General features: G+C 61.4%; 20 protein-coding genes. 11 read left to right on the forward strand and 9 right to left on the reverse strand.

The genetic code is table 11. The features are described 5' to 3' along the window. The first annotated feature begins 32 nt into the window (after positions 1–32). The 6 genes from tusD to JZ00_RS02210 all read left to right on the forward strand — a co-directional run bounded on the left by tusD (position 33) and on the right by JZ00_RS02210 (position 3,521). Positions 33–425, forward strand: coding sequence for a sulfurtransferase complex subunit TusD (gene tusD / locus JZ00_RS02185; RefSeq protein WP_039593040.1), 393 nt, complete (start codon positions 33–35; stop codon positions 423–425). Continuing rightward, positions 425–787, forward strand: a complete 363-nt coding sequence (gene tusC / locus JZ00_RS02190) for a sulfurtransferase complex subunit TusC (RefSeq protein ID WP_039592910.1) — start codon at positions 425–427, stop codon at positions 785–787. The genes tusD and tusC overlap by 1 nt, the downstream gene beginning before the upstream one ends. Further along, complete coding sequence (tusB, locus tag JZ00_RS02195) at positions 787–1,080, forward strand: sulfurtransferase complex subunit TusB (protein WP_039592909.1); 294 nt, start codon at positions 787–789, stop codon at positions 1,078–1,080. Before tusC ends, tusB begins: the two co-directional genes overlap by 1 nt. Next, a complete protein-coding gene (locus tag JZ00_RS02200) occupies positions 1,077–1,412 on the forward strand; it encodes a TusE/DsrC/DsvC family sulfur relay protein (protein WP_039592908.1) in 336 nt (111 codons plus the stop codon). Before tusB ends, JZ00_RS02200 begins: the two co-directional genes overlap by 4 nt. Beyond that, the gene (locus tag JZ00_RS02205; protein WP_039592907.1) at positions 1,409–2,410 is read left to right on the forward strand and encodes a glycosyl transferase family protein; all 1,002 of its coding nucleotides are present in this window, start codon (positions 1,409–1,411) and stop codon (positions 2,408–2,410) included. The genes JZ00_RS02200 and JZ00_RS02205 overlap by 4 nt, the downstream gene beginning before the upstream one ends. Before the next feature lie 88 nt (positions 2,411–2,498). Then, positions 2,499–3,521 (forward strand): glutathione S-transferase family protein, encoded by a 1,023-nt coding sequence (locus JZ00_RS02210; protein WP_039592906.1) that lies wholly within the window; start codon positions 2,499–2,501, stop codon positions 3,519–3,521. A 47-nt stretch (positions 3,522–3,568) separates the two neighbouring features. Here JZ00_RS02210 and cysG read toward each other — a convergent pair whose 3' ends face one another. Genes cysG through JZ00_RS02240 form a run of 6 tightly spaced genes read right to left on the reverse strand, consistent with a single transcriptional unit; the run spans position 3,569 to position 11,082 of the window. Next, positions 3,569–4,963, reverse strand: coding sequence for a siroheme synthase CysG (gene cysG, locus JZ00_RS02215; RefSeq protein WP_039592905.1), 1,395 nt, complete (start codon positions 4,961–4,963; stop codon positions 3,569–3,571). Next, positions 4,964–6,244 (reverse strand): serine--tRNA ligase, encoded by a 1,281-nt coding sequence (gene serS, locus JZ00_RS02220; RefSeq protein ID WP_039592904.1) that lies wholly within the window; start codon positions 6,242–6,244, stop codon positions 4,964–4,966. Between the two features lie 15 nt (positions 6,245–6,259). After that, positions 6,260–6,634: a fluoride efflux transporter CrcB gene (gene crcB / locus JZ00_RS02225; RefSeq protein WP_018608522.1), complete on the reverse strand. Its 375-nt coding sequence runs from the start codon at positions 6,632–6,634 to the stop codon at positions 6,260–6,262. Continuing rightward, complete coding sequence (locus tag JZ00_RS02230; RefSeq protein WP_039592903.1) at positions 6,631–7,956, reverse strand: replication-associated recombination protein A; 1,326 nt, start codon at positions 7,954–7,956, stop codon at positions 6,631–6,633. The genes crcB and JZ00_RS02230 overlap by 4 nt, the downstream gene beginning before the upstream one ends. Positions 7,957–7,991: 35 nt before the next feature. Next, a complete protein-coding gene (lolA, locus tag JZ00_RS02235; protein WP_039592902.1) occupies positions 7,992–8,615 on the reverse strand; it encodes an outer membrane lipoprotein chaperone LolA in 624 nt (207 codons plus the stop codon). 58 nt (positions 8,616–8,673) lie between these two features. Beyond that, entirely contained in the window at positions 8,674–11,082 is a 2,409-nt protein-coding gene (locus tag JZ00_RS02240; protein ID WP_045155662.1) for a DNA translocase FtsK, read from the reverse strand. A 319-nt stretch (positions 11,083–11,401) separates the two neighbouring features. On the opposite strand from JZ00_RS02240, the gene trxB reads away from it, so the two are divergent. The 4 genes from trxB (at position 11,402) to infA (ending at position 14,252) form a co-directional block, all read left to right on the forward strand. Beyond that, on the forward strand, positions 11,402–12,361 hold the full coding sequence (trxB, locus tag JZ00_RS02245) for a thioredoxin-disulfide reductase (RefSeq protein WP_039592888.1): 960 nt from the start codon (positions 11,402–11,404) through the stop codon (positions 12,359–12,361). A gap of 69 nt (positions 12,362–12,430) precedes the next feature. Then, the gene (gene aat, locus JZ00_RS02250; RefSeq protein WP_039592887.1) at positions 12,431–13,111 is read left to right on the forward strand and encodes a leucyl/phenylalanyl-tRNA--protein transferase; all 681 of its coding nucleotides are present in this window, start codon (positions 12,431–12,433) and stop codon (positions 13,109–13,111) included. 56 nt (positions 13,112–13,167) lie between these two features. Further along, entirely contained in the window at positions 13,168–13,875 is a 708-nt protein-coding gene (locus JZ00_RS02255) for an arginyltransferase (RefSeq protein ID WP_039592886.1), read from the forward strand. Between the two features lie 158 nt (positions 13,876–14,033). Continuing rightward, positions 14,034–14,252, forward strand: a complete 219-nt coding sequence (infA, locus tag JZ00_RS02260) for a translation initiation factor IF-1 (RefSeq protein ID WP_002553999.1) — start codon at positions 14,034–14,036, stop codon at positions 14,250–14,252. Between the two features lie 155 nt (positions 14,253–14,407). On the opposite strand, the gene clpA is transcribed toward infA, so the two are convergent. Both clpA and clpS read right to left on the reverse strand, forming a co-directional pair. Beyond that, on the reverse strand, positions 14,408–16,678 hold the full coding sequence (gene clpA, locus JZ00_RS02265; protein ID WP_039592884.1) for an ATP-dependent Clp protease ATP-binding subunit ClpA: 2,271 nt from the start codon (positions 16,676–16,678) through the stop codon (positions 14,408–14,410). A 28-nt stretch (positions 16,679–16,706) separates the two neighbouring features. Next, the gene (gene clpS / locus JZ00_RS02270; RefSeq protein ID WP_030141336.1) at positions 16,707–17,069 is read right to left on the reverse strand and encodes an ATP-dependent Clp protease adapter ClpS; all 363 of its coding nucleotides are present in this window, start codon (positions 17,067–17,069) and stop codon (positions 16,707–16,709) included. Between the two features lie 226 nt (positions 17,070–17,295). Here clpS and cspD point away from each other — a divergent pair, with 226 nt between their 5' ends. Next, the gene (gene cspD, locus JZ00_RS02275) at positions 17,296–17,604 is read left to right on the forward strand and encodes a cold shock domain-containing protein CspD (RefSeq protein ID WP_039592900.1); all 309 of its coding nucleotides are present in this window, start codon (positions 17,296–17,298) and stop codon (positions 17,602–17,604) included. A 73-nt stretch (positions 17,605–17,677) separates the two neighbouring features. Here the strand turns inward: cspD and icd are convergent, their stop codons facing one another. After that, positions 17,678–18,934, reverse strand: coding sequence for an NADP-dependent isocitrate dehydrogenase (icd, locus tag JZ00_RS02280; RefSeq protein WP_030141334.1), 1,257 nt, complete (start codon positions 18,932–18,934; stop codon positions 17,678–17,680). Positions 18,935–19,000: the final 66 nt, after the last annotated feature.

The raw sequence follows: 19,000 nt of genomic DNA on the forward strand, positions 1-19,000 counted from the left end.
TCATGGCCGCAGTTTTGCCGATCGGGTCCGTCATGAAGTTTGCCATCGCGCTGTTTTCCGCCGCTCACGCGCCCTCCTCGCGCCGCGCCTTGCTGTTTGCCCAGGCAGCGCTGGCCGCCGGGCATGAGATCGTGCGGTTGTTTTTCTACCAGGACGGCGTTTACAACGCTGCCAACAGCGTCGTCACGCCTCAGGACGAGCAAGACCTGCCCCAGCAATGGCGCGCATTTGTCACCGAGCACCAGCTCGACGGCGTAGTGTGCATCGCCGCAGCATTACGCCGTGGCGTGTTGAACGAGGAAGAAGCCCAGCGCTACCAGCGTTCGGCGGCCAGCGCCGAAGCGCCGTGGGCCTTGTCCGGCCTGGGTCAGTTGCACGATGCGATCCAGGATGCCGACCGCTTGATCTGCTTCGGAGGCGCGTAATGGCCAAGTCTTTATTGCTCATCAGCCGCCAAGCGCCTTGGTCCGGCCCTGGCGCCCGGGAAGCGTTGGACATCGTCTTGGCCGGCGGCGCGTTCGACTTGCCCATCGGCGTGCTGTTTCTCGATGATGGCGTGTTTCAGCTCGCCGCCGGGCAGGACGCCAGGGCCATCCGGCAAAAGGACCTGAGCGCCAACTTGCAGGCCTTGCCGATGTTTGGCGTCGAAGATCTCTTCGTCTGTGCCGACAGCGCCGCGCAGCGCGGTCTCGCCGCCGATGCCCTGGCGCTGGACGACCTGAAAGTATTGGCCGCAGCGGACATCGCCGCGCTCATTGACCGTTACGACCAGGTGATCACCCTCTGATGTCGACCTTGCATGTGTTGTCTCATTCCCCCTTCGGCGACAGCCGCCTCGCCAGTTGCCTGCGGATCCTGGGAGACCACGACGCGCTGCTGCTGTGCGGCGACGCGGCTTATGCGCTGCAACCCGGCACCCTGCCGTTCGACACGCTGCAAGCCGGCGGCTGCAAAGTGTTCGTCCTGGCCGAAGACGCACAGGCCCGCGCCTTGGCTATTCCGGGCTGGGCCGAAGCCGTCGATTATCCGGCCTTCGTCGAGCTTTCGATCCAGCATGACAAGGTCAACAGCTGGCTATGAAGACCCTGACCGTGGGCGAACGCAGCATTGCGCTGGACAAGGATGGCTACCTGGCCGACCTCAATGATTGGTCCGCCGACGTGGCCACCGCCCTGGCCACCGCCGAAGACATCGACTTGAGCCCCGAACACTGGGAAATCCTCGAACTGCTGCGAGCCTTCTACGATGAATTCCAGCTGTCCCCCGCCACCCGGCCACTGATCAAGTACACCGCGCTGAAACTGGGGGCGGACAAGGGCAACAGCCTGCACCTGAACCGATTGTTCAAAGGCACTCCCGCCAAACTCGCCGCCAAGCTGGCGGGCCTGCCCAAACCGACGAATTGCCTATGACCGACTTTCCAGCACTGACCCTTGAGACTCCAGCCGAACACCCCTTCGCCCAGTTCGTGCGCATCCTTGGCAAAGGCAAGCGTGGCGCCCGGAACCTGACCCGTGAAGAAGCGCGGGAAGCCATGGGCATGGTGCTCGATGAACAGGTCGAAGAAACCCAACTGGGCGCATTCCTCATGCTGCTGCGGCACAAGGAAGAAAGCGCCGAGGAAATGGCCGGCTTCACCGAAGCCCTGCGTGAACGCCTGGTGGTCCCGGCGTTGACGGTGGACCTCGACTGGCCAACCTACGCCGGCAAGAAGCGCCACTTGCCGTGGTACCTGCTGGCGGCCAAATGCCTGGGGCAGAACGGCGTGCGGATTTTCATGCACGGCGGCGGCGCTCACACCGCCGGGCGGCTGTACACCGAGCAACTGCTGGGCTTGCTGCAGATCCCGCTGTGCCGCGACTGGCAACAGGTCGGCACCGCGCTGGACAACGGCGGCCTGGCCTTCATGCCGCTGGTGGATTGGGCGCCGCAAATGCAGCGCATGATCGACCTGCGCAACACCTTGGGCCTGCGCTCGCCGATCCATTCCCTGGCGCGGATCCTCAACCCGCTGGGCGCACGCTGCGGCCTGCAAAGCATCTTCCACCCGGGCTACCAGGCCGTGCACCGCGAAGCCAGTGGCTTGCTCGGCGATACCGCCATCGTGATCAAGGGCGACGGCGGCGAGATCGAGATCAACCCGGACGCCGACAGTCATTTGTACGGCACCACCGGGGGCGTCAGTTGGGATGAGGAATGGCCACGCTTGTCCGAGCAGCGCCACGTCAAGCCGGAGAGTCTTGACCCCGAGCATTTGAAAGCGATCTGGCGCGGCGACGTCGAGGACAGTTACCCGCAACTGGCGCTGATCGCCACCATGGCTTTGGCCTTGCGCGGCCTGGGTGATACTCGCGACGAAGCGTTCGAGAAGGCCCGGCAGTATTGGGATGCCCGGGATCGTTCGATATAACCGATCATTAACGCCCAACCTTTGCGCTATTAGTTCGAACCTATCGGCATAGACTCGTCTCGAATGATTATTGAGCGAGGACATTCAGATGGGTTTGTTGGTCGAGGGCCGCTGGCAGGACCAGTGGTATGAAAGCAAGGACGGCAGTTTCCAGCGCGAGCAGGCGCAACGCCGCAATTGGGTGACCGCCGACGGCAGCCCGGGCCCTTCGGGCGAGGGCGGCTTCGCTGCCGAGGCCGGGCGCTACCATTTGTATGTATCCCTCGCCTGCCCCTGGGCGCACCGCACGCTGATCTTTCGCAAGCTCAAAGGCCTTGAAGACCTGATCGACGTCTCGGTGGTCAGCTACCTGATGCTGGAGAACGGCTGGACCTTCGACAAGACCCACGGCTCAACGGGCGACAAACTCGACGATCTGCAATTCCTGCACCAGCGCTACACCGCCGACACGCCGGACTACACCGGCCGCGTCACCGTGCCGGCGCTGTGGGACAAACAGCAACGGCGCATCGTCAGCAACGAATCGGCTGAAATCATCCGCATGTTCAACAGTGCTTTCGATGGCCTGACCGGCAACGACCTGGACCTGTATCCCGAACACCTGCGACACGAGATTGATGCATTGAACGGGCGTATCTACCCGGCGGTGAACAACGGCGTTTATCGCGCCGGGTTCGCGACGACCCAGGCCGCTTATGAAGAGGCCTTCGACCAATTGTTCGCCGAACTGGATCGATTGGAAGCCCTGCTGGAAACCCGTCGTTACCTGGCAGGCGAATACCTGACCGAAGCGGATATCCGCTTGTTCACCACGATGATTCGTTTCGACGCGGTGTACTTCGGCCATTTCAAGTGCAACCTGCGGCGCATTGCCGATTATCCGAACCTGTCGAACTGGCTGCGGGAGCTATACCAATGGCCGGGGATTGCCGAGACCGTGGATTTCACCCATATCCAGGGCCATTACTACGGCAGCCACAAGACCATCAACCCCAATGGGATCGTGCCCAAGGGACCGAAGCAGGACTTTACGGTGGCCCATGATCGGGAGAGGTTGAGCGGGAAAGGGATCTGGCGTGGGACCGGGATTGATCCGAAGCATTCGTTATAGCTGAAGGCGTCTTCGCGAGCAGGCTCGCGAAGAGCGCCGCACGGTCTTCAGACCTGCCCCTGAGCCCCTTCAAACCAGGCCAGCTTCTCGCGCAACTGCACCACTTCCCCAACGATCACCAAGGTCGGCGCATGCACCTCGTGCTCGGCCACCAGCCGCGGCAAGTCTGCCAAAGTGCCGGTAAAGACCCGTTGGTTGGCTGTCGTACCCTGTTGGATCAACGCCGCTGGCGTGTCCGCCGCGCGACCGTGCTTGATCAGCTCGTTGCAAATCACTGGCAAGCCGACCAAACCCATGTAGAACACCAGCGTCTGCGCCGGCGACACCAGGTCGGCCCACGGCAAGTCGCTGGTGCCGTCCTTGAGGTGACCGGTGATGAACCGCACCGACTGGGCGTAGTCGCGATGGGTCAGCGGGATCCCGGCGTAGGCTGCGCAACCGCTGGCGGCGGTGATGCCCGGGACGACCTGGAACGGGATGCCATGGGCCGCCAGTTCTTCAATCTCTTCGCCACCACGACCGAAGATGAACGGATCGCCGCCCTTCAACCGCACCACGCGCTTGCCTTGTCGGGCCAGGTCCACCAGTTGCTGGTTGATCTGATCCTGCGGCACTGCGTGCTCGGAACGACGCTTGCCGACGTAGACCCGTTCGGCGTCGCGACGGCACAGTTCCAGGATCGCCGGGGCCACCAGGCGGTCGTAAAGCACCACGTCCGCCTGTTGCATCAGGCGCAAGGCGCGGAACGTCAGCAGGTCGGGATCACCCGGCCCGGCCCCCACCAGATAGACTTCACCCGGCGCGTTCGGCGCCTCACCATCGATTTTCTCCCGCAGCAGGCGTTCGGCTTCGGCGCCCTGCCCGGCCAACTGACGGTCGGCAATGGGGCCTTGGAATACCTCTTCCCAGAACGCCCGCCGCTGCTGGACATCCGGGAACAAGCCTTTGACCTGATTGCGAAAACGCGCCGCCAAACCGGCCAGTTGCCCGTACGTCGAGGGGATCCAGGTTTCCAGCTTGGCCCGGATCAGCCGCGCCAGCACCGGCGCATCGCCGCCACTGGACACCGCGATCACCAGCGGTGAGCGGTCGACGATGGCCGGGAAGATCACGCTGCACAGGGCCGGCGCGTCCACCACGTTGACCGGTACGCAACGCTTGTGGGCATCGGCCGAGACATGGGCGTTGAGCGGTTCATCGTCGGTGGCGGCGATGACCAGGCCGCAACCGTCCAGGTCCGCTTCCACGTAGCCACGCTGGACACACTCGCCACCGCTGCCACAGACCAGTTCCCGCAACTGCGGTTCGATGTCGGGTGCGACCACCCGCAGCAACGCACCGGCATCAACCAGCAGGCGAGACTTGCGCAAGGCAATCTCGCCGCCGCCAACCACCAGCACGCGGCTGCCGCGCAGGTTGTGGAACAGTGGCAAATAGTCCATTTAGCCGATGACCTCGATGCCGCCCATGTAAGGCTTCAACACGTCGGGCACCCGGATCGAACCGTCGGCCTGCTGGTAGTTTTCCAATACCGCCACCAGGGTACGACCCACCGCCAGGCCGGAGCCATTGAGGGTGTGGACCAGTTCCGGCTTGCCGGTTTCCGGGTTGCGGAAGCGCGCCTGCATGCGGCGGGCCTGGAAGTCGCCGCAGTTGGAGCACGAGGAAATCTCGCGGTACTTGTCCTGGCTCGGGATCCAGACTTCCAGGTCGTAGGTCTTCACCGCGCTGAAGCCCATGTCGCCGGTACACAGCGCCAGGGTGCGATACGGCAGCCCCAGCAGTTGCAGGACTTTCTCGGCGTTGGCGGTCAGGCTTTCCAGGGCTTCCATGGATTTGGACGGCTCGACGATCTGCACCATCTCGACCTTGTCGAACTGGTGCTGGCGGATCATGCCGCGGGTATCACGACCCGAGGCACCGGCTTCGCTGCGGAAGCACGGCGTGTGGGCGACGAACTTGATCGGCAGTTGCTTGGCGTCGACGATTTCACCGGCGACGATGTTGGTCAGCGACACTTCGGCGGTCGGGATCAGGTACAGGTCGGCTTCACCGTCGCGCCCGATCTTGAACAGGTCTTCCTCGAACTTCGGCAACTGGCCGGTGCCTTGCAGCGCCGGGGCCTGGACCAGGTACGGCGTGTAGGCTTCTTCGTAACCATGCTCGGTGACGTGCAGGTTGATCATGAACTGCGCCAGTGCGCGATGCAGACGGGCAATCGGCCCACGCAACAAGGCGAAACGCGCGCCCGACAGCTTGGCGGCGGTCTCGAAGTCGAGCCAGCCGAATTTCTCGCCCAGGGCCACGTGGTCCTGCACCGGGAAATCGAACGTTGTTGGTGTGCCCCAGCGGCGCACTTCGATGTTGCCGTCTTCGTCTTCACCGACCGGTACCGATTCGTGAGGCAGGTTCGGGATGCCCAGCAGGATCGAATCCAGCTCGGTCTGGATCGCGTCCAGCTCGACCTTGCCGGCGCTCAACTCGCCCGCCATGCGCTCGACATCGGCCATCAACGGCGCGATGTCTTCGCCGCGTTGCTTGGCCTGGCCGATGGATTTGGAGCGCGCGTTACGTTCAGCCTGCAGGGCTTCGGTGCGGGTCTGGACGGTCTTGCGCTGTTCTTCCAGCGCTTCGATGCGCGCGACATCCAGGGCAAAGCCACGGGAAGCCAGGCGGTCCGCTACGTCCTGTAGACTGCTACGTAACAGTTTGGAATCGAGCATGTCGGTCTCTCGTTATCAAAGTTTGGTCAGGGACAGGCCGGCCCAGGTGGCGAGCAGCCCGCCGAACACGCTGATGGCCGCATAGCCCAGGGCCAGCGGCACCTGCCCGCTTTCCAGCAGGCGCACCGTATCCAGTGAAAAGGATGAAAAAGTCGTCAGGCCGCCAAGAAAACCGACCATCAACCCCGCTCGCACCTCGATGGGCACCTCGGGGCGAATCAAAAACAGGCCGTAAAGAACGCCGATCAGCAGACAGCCCACGATATTAACGGCCAGCGTCGCGGTATAGAAGTGCCGCGGCCAATTTGCGTTGATCCAGTTACCCGTGGCAAAACGCAACAACGTACCGGCCACACCGCCAGCGGAGACTGCGAGAATCAAGGGGATCACGGTTTTCTCCGCTGCCGTGGACTCAGTCGGTCCAGCTGGGCCAAGTGATTGAGCTTCTCGCCGATCTTCAATTCCAGCCCACGAGGCACTGGTTGATAGAACCGCTGGGGTTCGAGCTCATCGGGAAAATAATCTTCGCCAGCGGCATAAGCGTCGGGCTCGTCGTGGGCATAGCGGTATTCGTCGCCATAACCCAACTGCTTCATGAGCTTGGTCGGCGCGTTGCGCAAGTGCAGCGGCACTTCGAGGGAGCCGTGCTCGGTGGCGCTGCGCATCGCAGCCTTGAAGCCCATGTACACGGCGTTGCTCTTCGGCGCGCAGGCCAGGTAAGTGATGGCCTGGGCCACGGCGAGCTCGCCTTCCGGGCTGCCGAGGCGTTCCTGCACGTCCCAGGCCGCCAGGCACAGGCTCAACGCCCGCGGGTCGGCATTGCCGATGTCCTCGCTGGCCATGCGCACGACACGACGGGCCAGGTACAGCGGATCGCAACCGCCGTCGATCATCCGCGCAAACCAGTACAGGGCACCGTCGGGATTGGAGCCGCGTACAGATTTGTGCAGCGCCGAAATCTGGTCGTAGAACGCCTCGCCGCCCTTGTCGAAGCGTCGCCGGGTATCGCCCAGCAGGCTTTGCAACAGCTCGACGCCAATTTCGCTGTCGTCTTCGGCCAGGTCCGAGGCGTTTTCCAAGAGGTTGAGCAAGCGCCGGCCATCGCCATCCGCGGCACTGAACAATATCTGGAAGCCCTCATCGCTGAGGCTCAGGTGACGCTTGCCCAGGCCGCGTTCTTCGGTCAATGCCCGATGCACCAGCTTGCGCATGGCGGTTTCGTCGAGGCTCTTGAGCACGTAGACCCGCGCCCGCGACAGCAAGGCGTTGTTGAGTTCGAACGAAGGGTTTTCGGTGGTCGCGCCGATGAAAATCAACGTGCCGTCTTCGACATAAGGCAGGAAGGCGTCCTGCTGGGACTTGTTGAACCGATGGACTTCGTCGACGAACAAAATGGTGCGCTTGCCGTACTGGCCGGCCTGTTGCTTGGCGACTTCCACCGCCTGGCGGATCTCCTTGACCCCGGCCAGCACCGCCGACACCGTTTCGAAATGCGCGTCCGAGACTTCCGCCAACAGCCGCGCCAGGGTGGTCTTGCCAACGCCTGGCGGGCCCCAGAAGATCATCGAGTGCAGGGCGCCCTGCTCCAAGGCTTCGCGCAGAGGCTTGCCGCGGGCGAGCACATGTTCCTGGCCGACGTACTCATCCAGGTTGGTCGCGCGCAAGCGGGCCGCCAATGGCTGGGCAATCGGGGCGCTTCGAAACAGGTCCATCACTGCTTATGCAACCTCCACTGGGGCGCTTGGGGTTATTCCTGGATCACGTCCGCACCCTTGGGGATGTCGAACTTGAACTTGGACGCAGGGATCGCCTCGTTGGCCTTGACCCCGGTGAACAGGATATTGGTGCGCTGGCCGACGCTGTCGATCAGTTGCATGTCGTTGACCACGCCGTTGCGGAACGACAGGCGCAGGCTGTCGAACAGGCTGTCCTTGGTCTTGGGCTTGAGAGTGAAGTCAATCACGCCGCCCGCTTCCTTGGAGCTGATGTCGAAGCTCTGGCTGATCTCGGAGATGTCACCGGAGAGCAACAGCGCGGGCGTCTGGGTCAGGCGCTGGTCGAGGGTCTTGATGGTCACCTGTTCCAGGTCCGGGTCCCACAGGGAAACTTTCTTGCCGTCGGAGACCATCAGTTGCTCGGCTGGCGCATCGGTGTGCCAGTAGAACAGGCCCGGACGCTGCAGGGCCATGTCGCCGGCAGTTTCCTGCAATTGGGTGCCGCTGCCGTCGAGGGTCAACTGGGAAAAGCGTGCCGTCAGGGTCTGGGAGCTGCCCAGCAACTGGGTCAGGCGGGCCACGTCCTTCTCGCCGGCCTGGGCCGAAAAAGCAGACAGGGCCAGTACGGGCAACAGCAGCATGCGAATCAGGCGCATGGGAATCCTCATGAATTCGTGGGGGGTCGAACGGCGTGTCATCACGCCGCCCGGGTAGTCAGTCGCGCATCGGGCCCGGCGCGAGCACTTCGCGCGAACCGTTGGTGTTCATGGCCGTCACGACCCCGGCCATTTCCATGGCTTCGATCATGCGGGCGGCGCGGTTGTAGCCAATCTTCAGCTTGCGCTGTACCGCGGAAATCGAGGCCCGGCGGCTCTCCAGGACGAACTGCACCGCTTCGTCATAGAGCGCGTCGGTCTCGGCATCGTCATCGCCGCCACCGCCACTGCCACCTTCAAAGCCGCTGCCGGCCTCTTCGACACCGTTGAGGATGTCGTCGTTGTATTCAGGGGCGCCGCGCAACTTCCAGGCTTCCACCACGCGGTGCACTTCGTCATCGGAGACGAACGCGCCGTGGACACGAATCGGCAGGCTGGTGCCCGGCGGCATGTAGAGCATGTCACCGTGGCCCAGCAGTTGCTCGGCGCCACCCTGGTCGATGATGGTCCGCGAGTCGATCTTGCTCGACACCTGGAACGCCATGCGGGTCGGGATGTTGGCCTTGATCAGGCCGGTGATCACGTCCACCGACGGCCGCTGGGTGGCGAGGATCAAGTGGATACCCGCCGCACGGGCCTTCTGGGCAATACGGGCGATCAGTTCTTCGACCTTCTTGCCGACGATCATCATCATGTCAGCGAATTCGTCCACCACCACCACGATCGTCGGCAGCTTGTGCAGCAGCGGCGCTTCGTCGTGGATGCTTTCACGGTGATACAGCGGGTCGCTCAATGGCGTCCCGGCCTCTTCGGCCTCCTTCACCTTGGCATTGAAGCCCGACAGGTTGCGCACGCCCATCTTCGCCATCAGCTTGTAGCGGCGCTCCATCTCGGCGACGCTCCAGCGCAGTGCGTTGGCGGCGTCCTTCATGTCGGTGACCACCGGACACAGCAGGTGCGGAATGCCCTCGTAGATCGACAGTTCCAGCATCTTCGGGTCGATCATGATCAGCTTGGCGTCTTCCGGGCCGGACTTGAACAGGATCGACAGAATCATCGCGTTCACGCCCACCGATTTACCGGAACCGGTGGTACCGGCCACCAGCAGGTGGGGCATTTTCGCCAGGTCGGTGATGACCGGCTTGCCGCCGATGTCGTGGCCCAGGGCCAGGGTGACCGGCGACTTGTGGTTGTCGTACTCCGGCGTCGACAGCACCTCGGAGAAACGCACGATCTGCCGGTCTTCGTTGGGAATCTCGATGCCCACGGTGGTCTTGCCGGGAATCACTTCCACTACCCGCACGCTGGTCACGGCCAGGGAACGCGCCAGGTCCTTCGCCAGGTTGGCGATGCGGCTGACTTTCACGCCAGCGGCCGGCTGGATTTCGTAACGGGTAATGACCGGGCCCGGGTGAATCGAATCCACCGAGACCTCTACACCGAATTCCTTGAGCTTGATCTCAAGCAAGTGCCCGACGGCCGCCAGGGACTCGGGGGAATAATTGAGTTGTTTCTTCTCGGCCGGGTCGAGGATCGAGATCGGCGGCAAGGTGCCCTCGACCGCGCTGTCGACGAACAACGGCGCCTGTTTTTCCTTCTGCACGCGCTTGCTTTGCTCGGGCGGCTTGGCCGGGGCCATGGTGATGACCGGCGGTACCTGTTTTTCGCGCTCGGACATGTGCTTGCTCAGGGCCTGCTCGCGCTCGATCAAGCGCTCCTTGACCTTGGCCTGCTCGCGTTTGTCCGTCACCGTTGGCGCCACGACGTCGTGGACGCGGTCGTCGACTTCACGCAGTTGCGCCACCAGTTGCTTGCGCTCATTGCGCGCCGCCCACCAGCGGTTCAGCGCGCCCTGGATCAATTCGATGAGATCGAGGGTGATCTTGCCGGTAACGTCCATGACCTTGAACCACGACAGGTCGGTGAAAACCGTCAGGCCGAACAGGAACAAGGCGATGAACAACAGCGTACTGCCCTGGATGTTGAGCGCGTTCCTGGCCAGGTCGCCGAGGCTTTCACCCAGCGCGCCACCGGCCCCGGCCGGCAGGCCCGTAGGCGCGTGGAAATGAATGTGGGCCAGGGCGGCGCCTGACAACACCAGGAAGACCAGGCCGATCAGGCGCCAGGAAAACAGCCAGCCGCTCCACTGCCACGGCTCATGGCGCTGGCGGAATATCTGGTACGTCTTGATCGCCAGCAGCAGCGGGAAGATATAAGCGAAGTAGCCCAGCACCATGAACAGGATGTCGGCGCTGTAGGAACCGGCAGGACCGCCGAAATTCTGCACGTCTTCGATCTTGCTGTTGTGGCTCCAGCCCGGATCGTCCTTGCCGTAGGTCAGCAAGGCCATCATCAGGAACAGGCACAAGGCACCGATGGCGATCAACGCACCTTCCTTGAGCCGGTAGTGCAATTGTTGGCGCCAGAGCGGAACGACTGTCTTGGGTGCTGCGGTGGATTTCTTCAAAACGCTTCTTTTCCTGCGCCTATGGCGCGTCCATCTGTTGAATGACTATGAAAAAACCGCCCATGACGAGCAGGTAAAAAAGTGAATGTGCCCAACCGGTACTACTTTTACCACTGTGGCATGCGTCCGGAAAACCACAGGAGTCGCCAAAGAGGTTGATCTTTTGCGCATCCTGCGTTCAAAACCCAAGCATTGTACGGGTTTGTCATGCCCAAGGCATTGCCCGCACGCTCGGCGACAGCATAGCCATGATCAAGGGTCTTGGGCGCCAATTTGAGCATGCATTCTCTTTTGTGACAAAGGCTTATGAGGTGTTTTTATGAGCGAAGCGAAGCATTCACGCCTGATTATTCTCGGTTCCGGCCCTGCAGGGTACAGCGCTGCTGTCTATGCGGCCCGTGCCAACCTCAAACCCGTTGTCATTACCGGCATACAGGCCGGTGGCCAGCTCACCACCACGGTCGAAGTCGATAACTGGCCGGGCGATGTCGAGGGCTTGACCGGCCCAGTGTTGATGGAACGCATGCAGCGGCACGCCGAGCGCTTCGACACGCAGATCGTCTACGACCATATCCACACTGCCAAGTTGCAACAGCGTCCTTTCGAACTGGTCGGTGACAGTGGCACCTATACCTGCGACGCGCTGATCATCGCCACCGGCGCCTCGGCGCAGTACCTCGGCCTGCCGTCGGAGGAAACCTTCGCCGGCAAGGGTGTTTCAGCCTGCGCGACCTGCGATGGTTTTTTCTATCGAAACCAGGTGGTGGCAGTGGTCGGCGGCGGCAACACCGCCGTCGAGGAAGCCCTGTACCTGTCGAATATCGCCAAGGAGGTGCACTTGATCCACCGAAGGGACAAGCTGCGCTCGGAAAAGATATTGCAGGACAAGCTTTTCGAGAAAGCCGCCAACGGCAATATCCGCCTGCACTGGAACCAGAACCTGGATGAAGTCCTGGGCGACGCCAGCGGCGTGACCGGCGCGCGCCTGCGGCACAGCGAGACCGGCGAAACCAGTACGCTGTCCCTGGCCGGGGTCTTCATTGCCATCGGTCATAAACCCAACACCGACCTGTTCCAGGGCCAACTGAACATGCGCGACGGTTATTTGATCGTGCGCGGCGGCAGCGAGGGCAATGCCACCGCCACCGACATCGAAGGCGTCTTTGCCGCCGGTGACGTGGCCGATCATGTCTACCGCCAGGCCATCACCTCCGCCGGCGCCGGCTGCATGGCCGCCCTGGATGCGGAAAAGTATCTCGATGACATCCCGGCCGTTTGACGGTTAACCTCTAGGCGGGCTCCGGCCAATCTGGAGCCCCGCCCTCCCCTTCTGCAAGCCCGGACAACAATGCTGACTTGGTTACAACGCAACACATTCGATTTTCCGCCCCTGGAAAAAGCCATGCGCGACCCCAACGGCCTGCTCGCCGCCGGTGGGGATCTGTCCGCCGACCGCTTGATCCAGGCCTATCGCCACGGCTGCTTCCCGTGGTTCTCGGAGGGCCAGCCGATCCTGTGGTGGTCACCGGACCCGCGCACCGTGCTGTTTCCCGACGAGCTGCATGTCTCGCGCAGCCTGGGCAAGCTATTGCGCAAGCGGCGCTATGAAGTGACGTTCGACCGGGATTTCGCAGCCGTCATCAAGGCCTGCGCCGCGCCCAGGGATTATGCCGACGGCACCTGGATCACCGACGCCATGCAGACCGCTTATCTGGAACTGCACCGACGCGGCTTCGCCCATTCCGTGGAGGTCTGGGATCGAGGCGTGTTGGTTGGCGGGCTGTACGGCCTGGCGATGGGGCAATTGTTTTTTGGCGAGTCCATGTTCAGTCGAGCCGACAATGCGTCGAAATTTGGCTTCGCAACCCTGGTCCAACACCTCAAGGAAGCAGGGTTCGTCCTGATCGATTGCCAGATGCCCACCGAGCACCTGCACAGCCTGGGCGCGCGATCGATTCCGCGAACCGAGTTCACCGCTTACTTGAAAGCCCATCTGGACCAACCCAACCAAGCCACCTGGGTTTGCTGAGCGATATTCGCGCTCCTGGCTTACACTTGAATTGAAGTTTATCCCGAGGGTTGATCATGACCGAGTTGGCGCGCTTGAAGTTCTATGCCACTCAACCTCACTCATGCAGCTACCTGCCCGAGGAGCAGGCCACGACCCTGTTTCTCGATCCCAGCCAGCCCATGGACGTGCATGTCTATGCCGACCTGTCGGAGATGGGTTTTCGTCGCAGCGGCGATCACCTCTACCGGCCCCATTGCCAGCATTGCAACGCGTGCGTCCCGGCGCGCATTCCCGTGGCCCGCTTCACCCCCAACCGACAGCAGAAGCGCATTTTCAAGCGCAACGCCGATGTGCAGGTACGCCCGGCCAAACCGCAGTTCAGCGAAGAATATTTCGACCTGTACCAGCGCTACATCGAACAGCGCCACGCCGACGGCGACATGTACCCGCCCAGCCGGGACCAGTTTTCGACCTTTCTGGTGCGCGACCTGCCGTTTTCACGTTTCTATGAGTTCCGCCTTGAGGGCCGGCTGGTGGCCATCGCCGTCACCGACCTGCTGCCCAACGGCTTGTCGGCGGTCTACACCTTTTATGAGCCCGACGAGGAAAAACGCAGCCTGGGACGCTTTGCCATCCTCTGGCAGATCAATGAATGTCGGCGCCTGGGCCTGGAAGCGGTGTACCTGGGGTACTGGATCAAGAATTGCAAAAAAATGAACTACAAGACCCAATATCGGCCCATTGAATTGCTGATCAACCAGCGGTGGGTTGTCCTGAACTAAGGCCGCTCGCGAGTCCGCGTCTTATCGAAGCGCCGGACTCATTGAGTAACCTCCCAAGAACCCCTTGGCTTGGCCCCCCTTTTTCGGGCACAATGCACGCCGCTTTTGCCTGGCGCAGTTGCACCGGGCCATTCACTGGATACCGAGGGCTTTACTGCATGTCGAAAGAAGACAGCTTCGAAATGGAAGGCACTGTCGTCGACACCCTGCCCAACACCATGTTTCGTGTGGAGTTGGAAAATGGGCACGTCGTAACCGCGCATATCTCCGGCAAGATGCGCAAGAACTACATTCGTATTCTTACCGGTGACAAAGTGCGCGTCGAGCTGACGCCCTATGACTTGAGCAAAGGGCGCATCACTTACCGCGCTCGCTAACAAGTCAATACAAAACGCCCGGCTCATGTCGGGCGTTTTTGTTTGCCTGGGATTTACCCCAAACCATCGGAAACACAAAGACCTCACAGGGGCTGAGTGAATCCAGAATAAAAAAAGGCGCCTTTCGGCGCCTTTTGCTTTGTAGCAACTAACAATCAAGCCATTTCGGCGGTGGTTTCGAAGTCGAAGGTCAGCTCGCCGTCCTTGATGTCGATGTGAACCACACCGCCATGTTCGGCCAGTTCGCCAAACAGGATCTCCTCGGCCAGCGGACGCTTGATCTTGTCCTGGATCAAGCGAGCCATCGGCCGGGCGCCCATCGTCACGTCGTAGCCACCTTCCGCCAGCCAGCTGCGCGCCGCATCGGTGACTTCCAGCAACACGCGCTTGTCTTCGAGCTGCGCCTGAAGTTCGGTAAGGAACTTGTCCACCACGCTCTTGATGACCTCATGGCTGAGGCGACCGAACTGGATAATGGTGTCCAGGCGGTTGCGGAACTCAGGCGTGAAGCTCTTCTTGATCACTTCCATCGCATCGGACGAGTGGTCCTGATGGGTGAAACCGATCGAAGCGCGTGCGGCCGTCTCGGCACCCGCGTTGGTGGTCATGATGATGATCACGTTGCGGAAGTCCGCCTTGCGCCCGTTGTTGTCGGTCAAGGTACCGTGGTCCATGACCTGCAGCAGCAGGTTGAAGACTTCCGGATGCGCCTTCTCGATTTCGTCGAGCAACAGCACACAGTGAGGTTGCTTGGTAATCGCCTCGGTCAGGAGCCCGCCCTGGTCGAAACCAACATATCCCGGAGGCGCACCGATCAGACGCGATACGGTGTGGCGCTCCATGTACTCGGACATGTCAAAGCGAACCAGCTCGATCCCCAGCGCCTTGGCCAACTGCCGCGCCGCCTCGGTCTTGCCGACACCGGTAGGCCCGGCAAACAGGAACGAACCGACCGGCTTATCTGGCGACTTCAGCCCGGCGCGAGACAGCTTGATCGCGGTCGACAGCGAGTCGATGGCCGCGTCCTGGCCGAACACCGTCAGCTTCAGGTCGCGCTCCAGGTTACGCAGCAGTTCCTTGTCGGAGCTGGTGACGTGTTTTGGCGGAATCCGCGCGATTTTCGCGACGATGTCCTCGACTTGCGGCACCTCGATGCGCTTGACGCGATTTTCGATCGGCTGCAGGCGCTGGTAGGCACCCGCCTCGTCGATGACGTCGATGGCCTTGTCCGGCATGTGCCGATCATTGATGTAGCGCGACGCCAGCTCGGCAGCAGCGCGCAACGCTTCATCACTGTATTCGATGCTGTGGTGCAGCTCGAAACGTCCTTTCAGGCCGCGCAGGATACCAATGGTGTCTTCCACCGACGGCTCCGACACGTCGACTTTCTGGAAACGCCGCGCCAGGGCACGGTCCTTCTCGAAGATGCCGCGGAACTCCTGGAACGTGGTCGAGCCAATGCAACGGATATCACCCGAGGACAGCAGCGGCTTGAGCAGGTTCGAGGCATCCATGACGCCACCGGACGCAGCACCCGCACCGATGATGGTGTGGATCTCGTCGATGAACAGGATCGCCTGCGGGCGCTTCTTCAGCTCGCCGAGCAGCGCCTTGAAGCGCTTCTCGAAGTCACCACGGTATTTGGTACCGGCCAGCAAGGCACCCAGGTCGAGGGAATACACCACGCTATTGGCCAGCAGGTCCGGCACCTGGTTGTCGACGATGCGCTTGGCCAGGCCTTCGGCGATGGCGGTCTTGCCCACCCCAGCCTCGCCCACCAGCAGTGGGTTGTTCTTGCGGCGCCGCGCGAGGATCTGTGCCACGCGCTCGACTTCCGCCTCGCGTCCGACCAGCGGGTCGATACGGCCCTGGCGGGCCAGTTCGTTCAGGTTGCTGGCATACGCGTCCAGCGGATTGCCTGATGAAGAAGACTCACCGCCCTCGTCGTCCTGCATGTCCTGTTCACCTTCGGAATGATCGCCATGCCCAGGCACTTTCGAGATGCCATGGGCGATGTAGTTGACGACATCGATGCGCGCAACGCTCTGTTGCTTGAGCAGGAATACCGCCTGGCTTTCCTGCTCGCTGAAGATGGCCACCAGCACGTTGGCCCCGGTGACTTCGCGCTTGCCCGAGCTCTGCACGTGAAAGACAGCACGCTGCAGCACACGCTGGAAGCCCAGGGTCGGCTGGGTTTCGCGGTCCTCGTCGTGAACGGGGATCAACGGCGTGGTGGAGTCGATGAACTCCTGCAAATCGTGCTTGAGTTTGTCGAGGTTCGCGCCGCAGGCACGCAAAACGGTGGCGGCAGCCTCATTATCCAATAGGGCCAACAGCAGGTGCTCGACGGTCATGAATTCATGACGCTTCGAACGAGCCTCCTTGAAGGCAAGATTGAGGGTGACTTCGAGCTCGCGGTTTAACATGGTTCACCTCATACCCAAGTGGTCGGCGTTAACCGTCCTTCTCGATTTCACAGAGTAGCGGATGCTGGCTTTCCCGGGCGTACTGGTTGACCTGCATGGCCTTGGTCTCCGCGATGTCGCGGGTAAACACACCACATACTGCCCGTCCCTCTGTATGAACGGCCAGCATGACCTTGGTCGCCAGCTCACGATTCAGGTTGAAAAACACCTCGAGCACTTCGACGACGAAATCCATCGGTGTGTAGTCATCGTTGAACAAAACCACCTTGTACATCGGTGGAGCCTGTAAAGCGGGCTTTGATTCCTGAACAGCAATGCCCGCTGAATCGTCGTCATGTTGATCCGGGCGATCCTGATTGAATGTTAGTCGAATCTGGCTGATTGCATGCATGGAAAGAAAGGTTCGTTTAGTTGGCAAATACAGTGATGGGGCCGCTTGCGGGCGATTTCAACCGCTACCGCCCGATCACCTTGACTAACGGCGAATCGGTGTTACAACCAATAGAGCCCACCGTGGGTTAAAAAGGTCCGCGAAGTCAATCCGATTTCCATTTGATCGACAGCGGATGATCAGGATGATACTCCGTTGCCGGGGTGTGTTGCAGAGGGAAATTGGTATGTCAGGTACCACCAGTGCGCGAGTCAAGGGAAAGGTCAAATGGTTCAACAACGCCAAGGGCTACGGCTTCATTATCCAAGACGGGAACGACGAGGATCTCTTCGCTCATTTCTCTGCCATTCAGATGGACGGTTATAAAACCCTGAAGGCAGGCCAGCCGGTGACGTTCTGCATGGTACAAGGGCCAAAGGGTACGCATGCCGTTGGAATCTGCCCGGTCGCCGTCGAAGCCGAGGGGACTGCGTGCAGCGAAATACCAGAGCCCACCAAGGTCCGCCTCAAGCCGCGGGTCACCGAAGATCACTAGATTACCCGCCCACACGATAAAAAATGCCCGGTTTCGATCACTCGAACCGGGCATTCTTGTTTCCACGCTTCGCTTACATGTGCGAAATCAGCGCATCGCCGAAGCCGGAAGACGACACCAGCTTGGCACCGTCCATCAGGCGCTCGAAGTCATAGGTCACGGTCTTGGCCGAAATCGCGCCGTTGGTGCCCTTGATGATCAGGTCGGCCGCTTCGGTCCACCCCATGTGGCGCAGCATCATTTCTGCCGACAGGATCAGCGACCCCGGGTTGACCTGGTCCTTGCCCGCGTACTTGGGCGCGGTGCCGTGGGTAGCTTCGAACATCGCCACGGTGTCGGACAGGTTGGCGCCCGGCGCGATGCCGATACCGCCCACTTCCGCCGCCAGGGCATCGGAAAGGTAGTCGCCGTTGAGGTTGAGGGTCGCGATCACGTCATATTCCGCCGGACGCAGCAGGATCTGCTGGAGCATGGCGTCGGCAATGGCGTCCTTGACCACGACATTCTTGCCGGTCTTCGGATTCTTGAACTGCATCCACGGCCCGCCGTCGAGCAGAGTCGCGCCGAACTCTTCGGCCGCCACTTCGTAGGCCCATTCCTTGAAGGCACCTTCGGTGAACTTCATGATGTTGCCTTTGTGCACGATGGTCAGCGAATCGCGGTCATTGTCGACAACATACTGCAAGGCCTTGCGCGCCAGGCGCTTGGTGCCCTGCTTGGAAACCGGCTTCACACCGATGCCGCAGTCCTCGTCGAAGCGGATCTTGGTGACGCCCATTTCTTCTTTCAGAAACTTGATGACCTTGGTGGCCTCGGCCGAACCGGCCTTCCACTCGATGCCGGCATAAATGTCTTCGGAGTTCTCGCGGAAGATCGTCATGTCCACGTCGCCAGGCTTCTTGACCGGGCTTGGCACACCTTCGAACCAGCGCACCGGGCGCAAGCAGACATAGAGGTCGAGCTGCTGGCGCAGCGCTACGTTCAGCGAGCGGATACCGCCACCGACCGGCGTGGTCAGCGGGCCTTTGATGGAAACCACGTAGTCCTTGACCGCGTCCAGGGTTTCCTGGGGTAGCCAGGTGTCCTGGTCGTAGACCTGGGTCGCTTTTTCGCCTGCATAGACTTCCATCCAGGAAATCTTGCGCTTGCCGCCGTAGGCCTTCTCGACTGCCGCGTCCACCACCTTGATCATGACCGGACTGATATCAACGCCAATGCCGTCGCCTTCAATGAAGGGGATGATCGGGTTGTCGGGAACATTAAGAGAATGGTCTGCATTGACGGTGATTTTGTCACCGACGGCCGGAACCTGAATCTTTTGATACCCCATGCTGAACTCCATTGCTTGGATTGAACATCTGGCTGCGTTCGAGCGTACCCCAGTTGTATCGGCACG

It is taken from the genome of Pseudomonas frederiksbergensis, from assembly GCF_000802155.2.
Classification (GTDB): Bacteria; Pseudomonadota; Gammaproteobacteria; order Pseudomonadales; family Pseudomonadaceae; genus Aquipseudomonas; species Aquipseudomonas frederiksbergensis_A.

What these genes read in the sequence shown, in the direction of transcription:
- tusD (WP_039593040.1), top strand. Translation starts at nt 33, where the DNA reads ATGAAGTTTGCCATCGCGCTGTTTTCCGCCGCTCACGCGCCCTCCTCG.
- tusC (WP_039592910.1), top strand. Translation starts at nt 425, where the DNA reads ATGGCCAAGTCTTTATTGCTCATCAGCCGCCAAGCGCCTTGGTCCGGC.
- tusB (WP_039592909.1), top strand. Translation starts at nt 787, where the DNA reads ATGTCGACCTTGCATGTGTTGTCTCATTCCCCCTTCGGCGACAGCCGC.
- JZ00_RS02200 (WP_039592908.1), top strand. Translation starts at nt 1,077, where the DNA reads ATGAAGACCCTGACCGTGGGCGAACGCAGCATTGCGCTGGACAAGGAT.
- JZ00_RS02205 (WP_039592907.1), top strand. Translation starts at nt 1,409, where the DNA reads ATGACCGACTTTCCAGCACTGACCCTTGAGACTCCAGCCGAACACCCC.
- JZ00_RS02210 (WP_039592906.1), top strand. Translation starts at nt 2,499, where the DNA reads ATGGGTTTGTTGGTCGAGGGCCGCTGGCAGGACCAGTGGTATGAAAGC.
- cysG (WP_039592905.1), bottom strand. Translation starts at nt 4,963, where the DNA reads ATGGACTATTTGCCACTGTTCCACAACCTGCGCGGCAGCCGCGTGCTG.
- serS (WP_039592904.1), bottom strand. Translation starts at nt 6,244, where the DNA reads ATGCTCGATTCCAAACTGTTACGTAGCAGTCTACAGGACGTAGCGGAC.
- JZ00_RS02230 (WP_039592903.1), bottom strand. Translation starts at nt 7,956, where the DNA reads ATGGACCTGTTTCGAAGCGCCCCGATTGCCCAGCCATTGGCGGCCCGC.
- lolA (WP_039592902.1), bottom strand. Translation starts at nt 8,615, where the DNA reads ATGCGCCTGATTCGCATGCTGCTGTTGCCCGTACTGGCCCTGTCTGCT.
- trxB (WP_039592888.1), top strand. Translation starts at nt 11,402, where the DNA reads ATGAGCGAAGCGAAGCATTCACGCCTGATTATTCTCGGTTCCGGCCCT.
- aat (WP_039592887.1), top strand. Translation starts at nt 12,431, where the DNA reads ATGCTGACTTGGTTACAACGCAACACATTCGATTTTCCGCCCCTGGAA.
- JZ00_RS02255 (WP_039592886.1), top strand. Translation starts at nt 13,168, where the DNA reads ATGACCGAGTTGGCGCGCTTGAAGTTCTATGCCACTCAACCTCACTCA.
- infA (WP_002553999.1), top strand. Translation starts at nt 14,034, where the DNA reads ATGTCGAAAGAAGACAGCTTCGAAATGGAAGGCACTGTCGTCGACACC.
- clpA (WP_039592884.1), bottom strand. Translation starts at nt 16,678, where the DNA reads ATGTTAAACCGCGAGCTCGAAGTCACCCTCAATCTTGCCTTCAAGGAG.
- clpS (WP_030141336.1), bottom strand. Translation starts at nt 17,069, where the DNA reads ATGCATGCAATCAGCCAGATTCGACTAACATTCAATCAGGATCGCCCG.
- cspD (WP_039592900.1), top strand. Translation starts at nt 17,296, where the DNA reads ATGTCAGGTACCACCAGTGCGCGAGTCAAGGGAAAGGTCAAATGGTTC.
- icd (WP_030141334.1), bottom strand. Translation starts at nt 18,934, where the DNA reads ATGGGGTATCAAAAGATTCAGGTTCCGGCCGTCGGTGACAAAATCACC.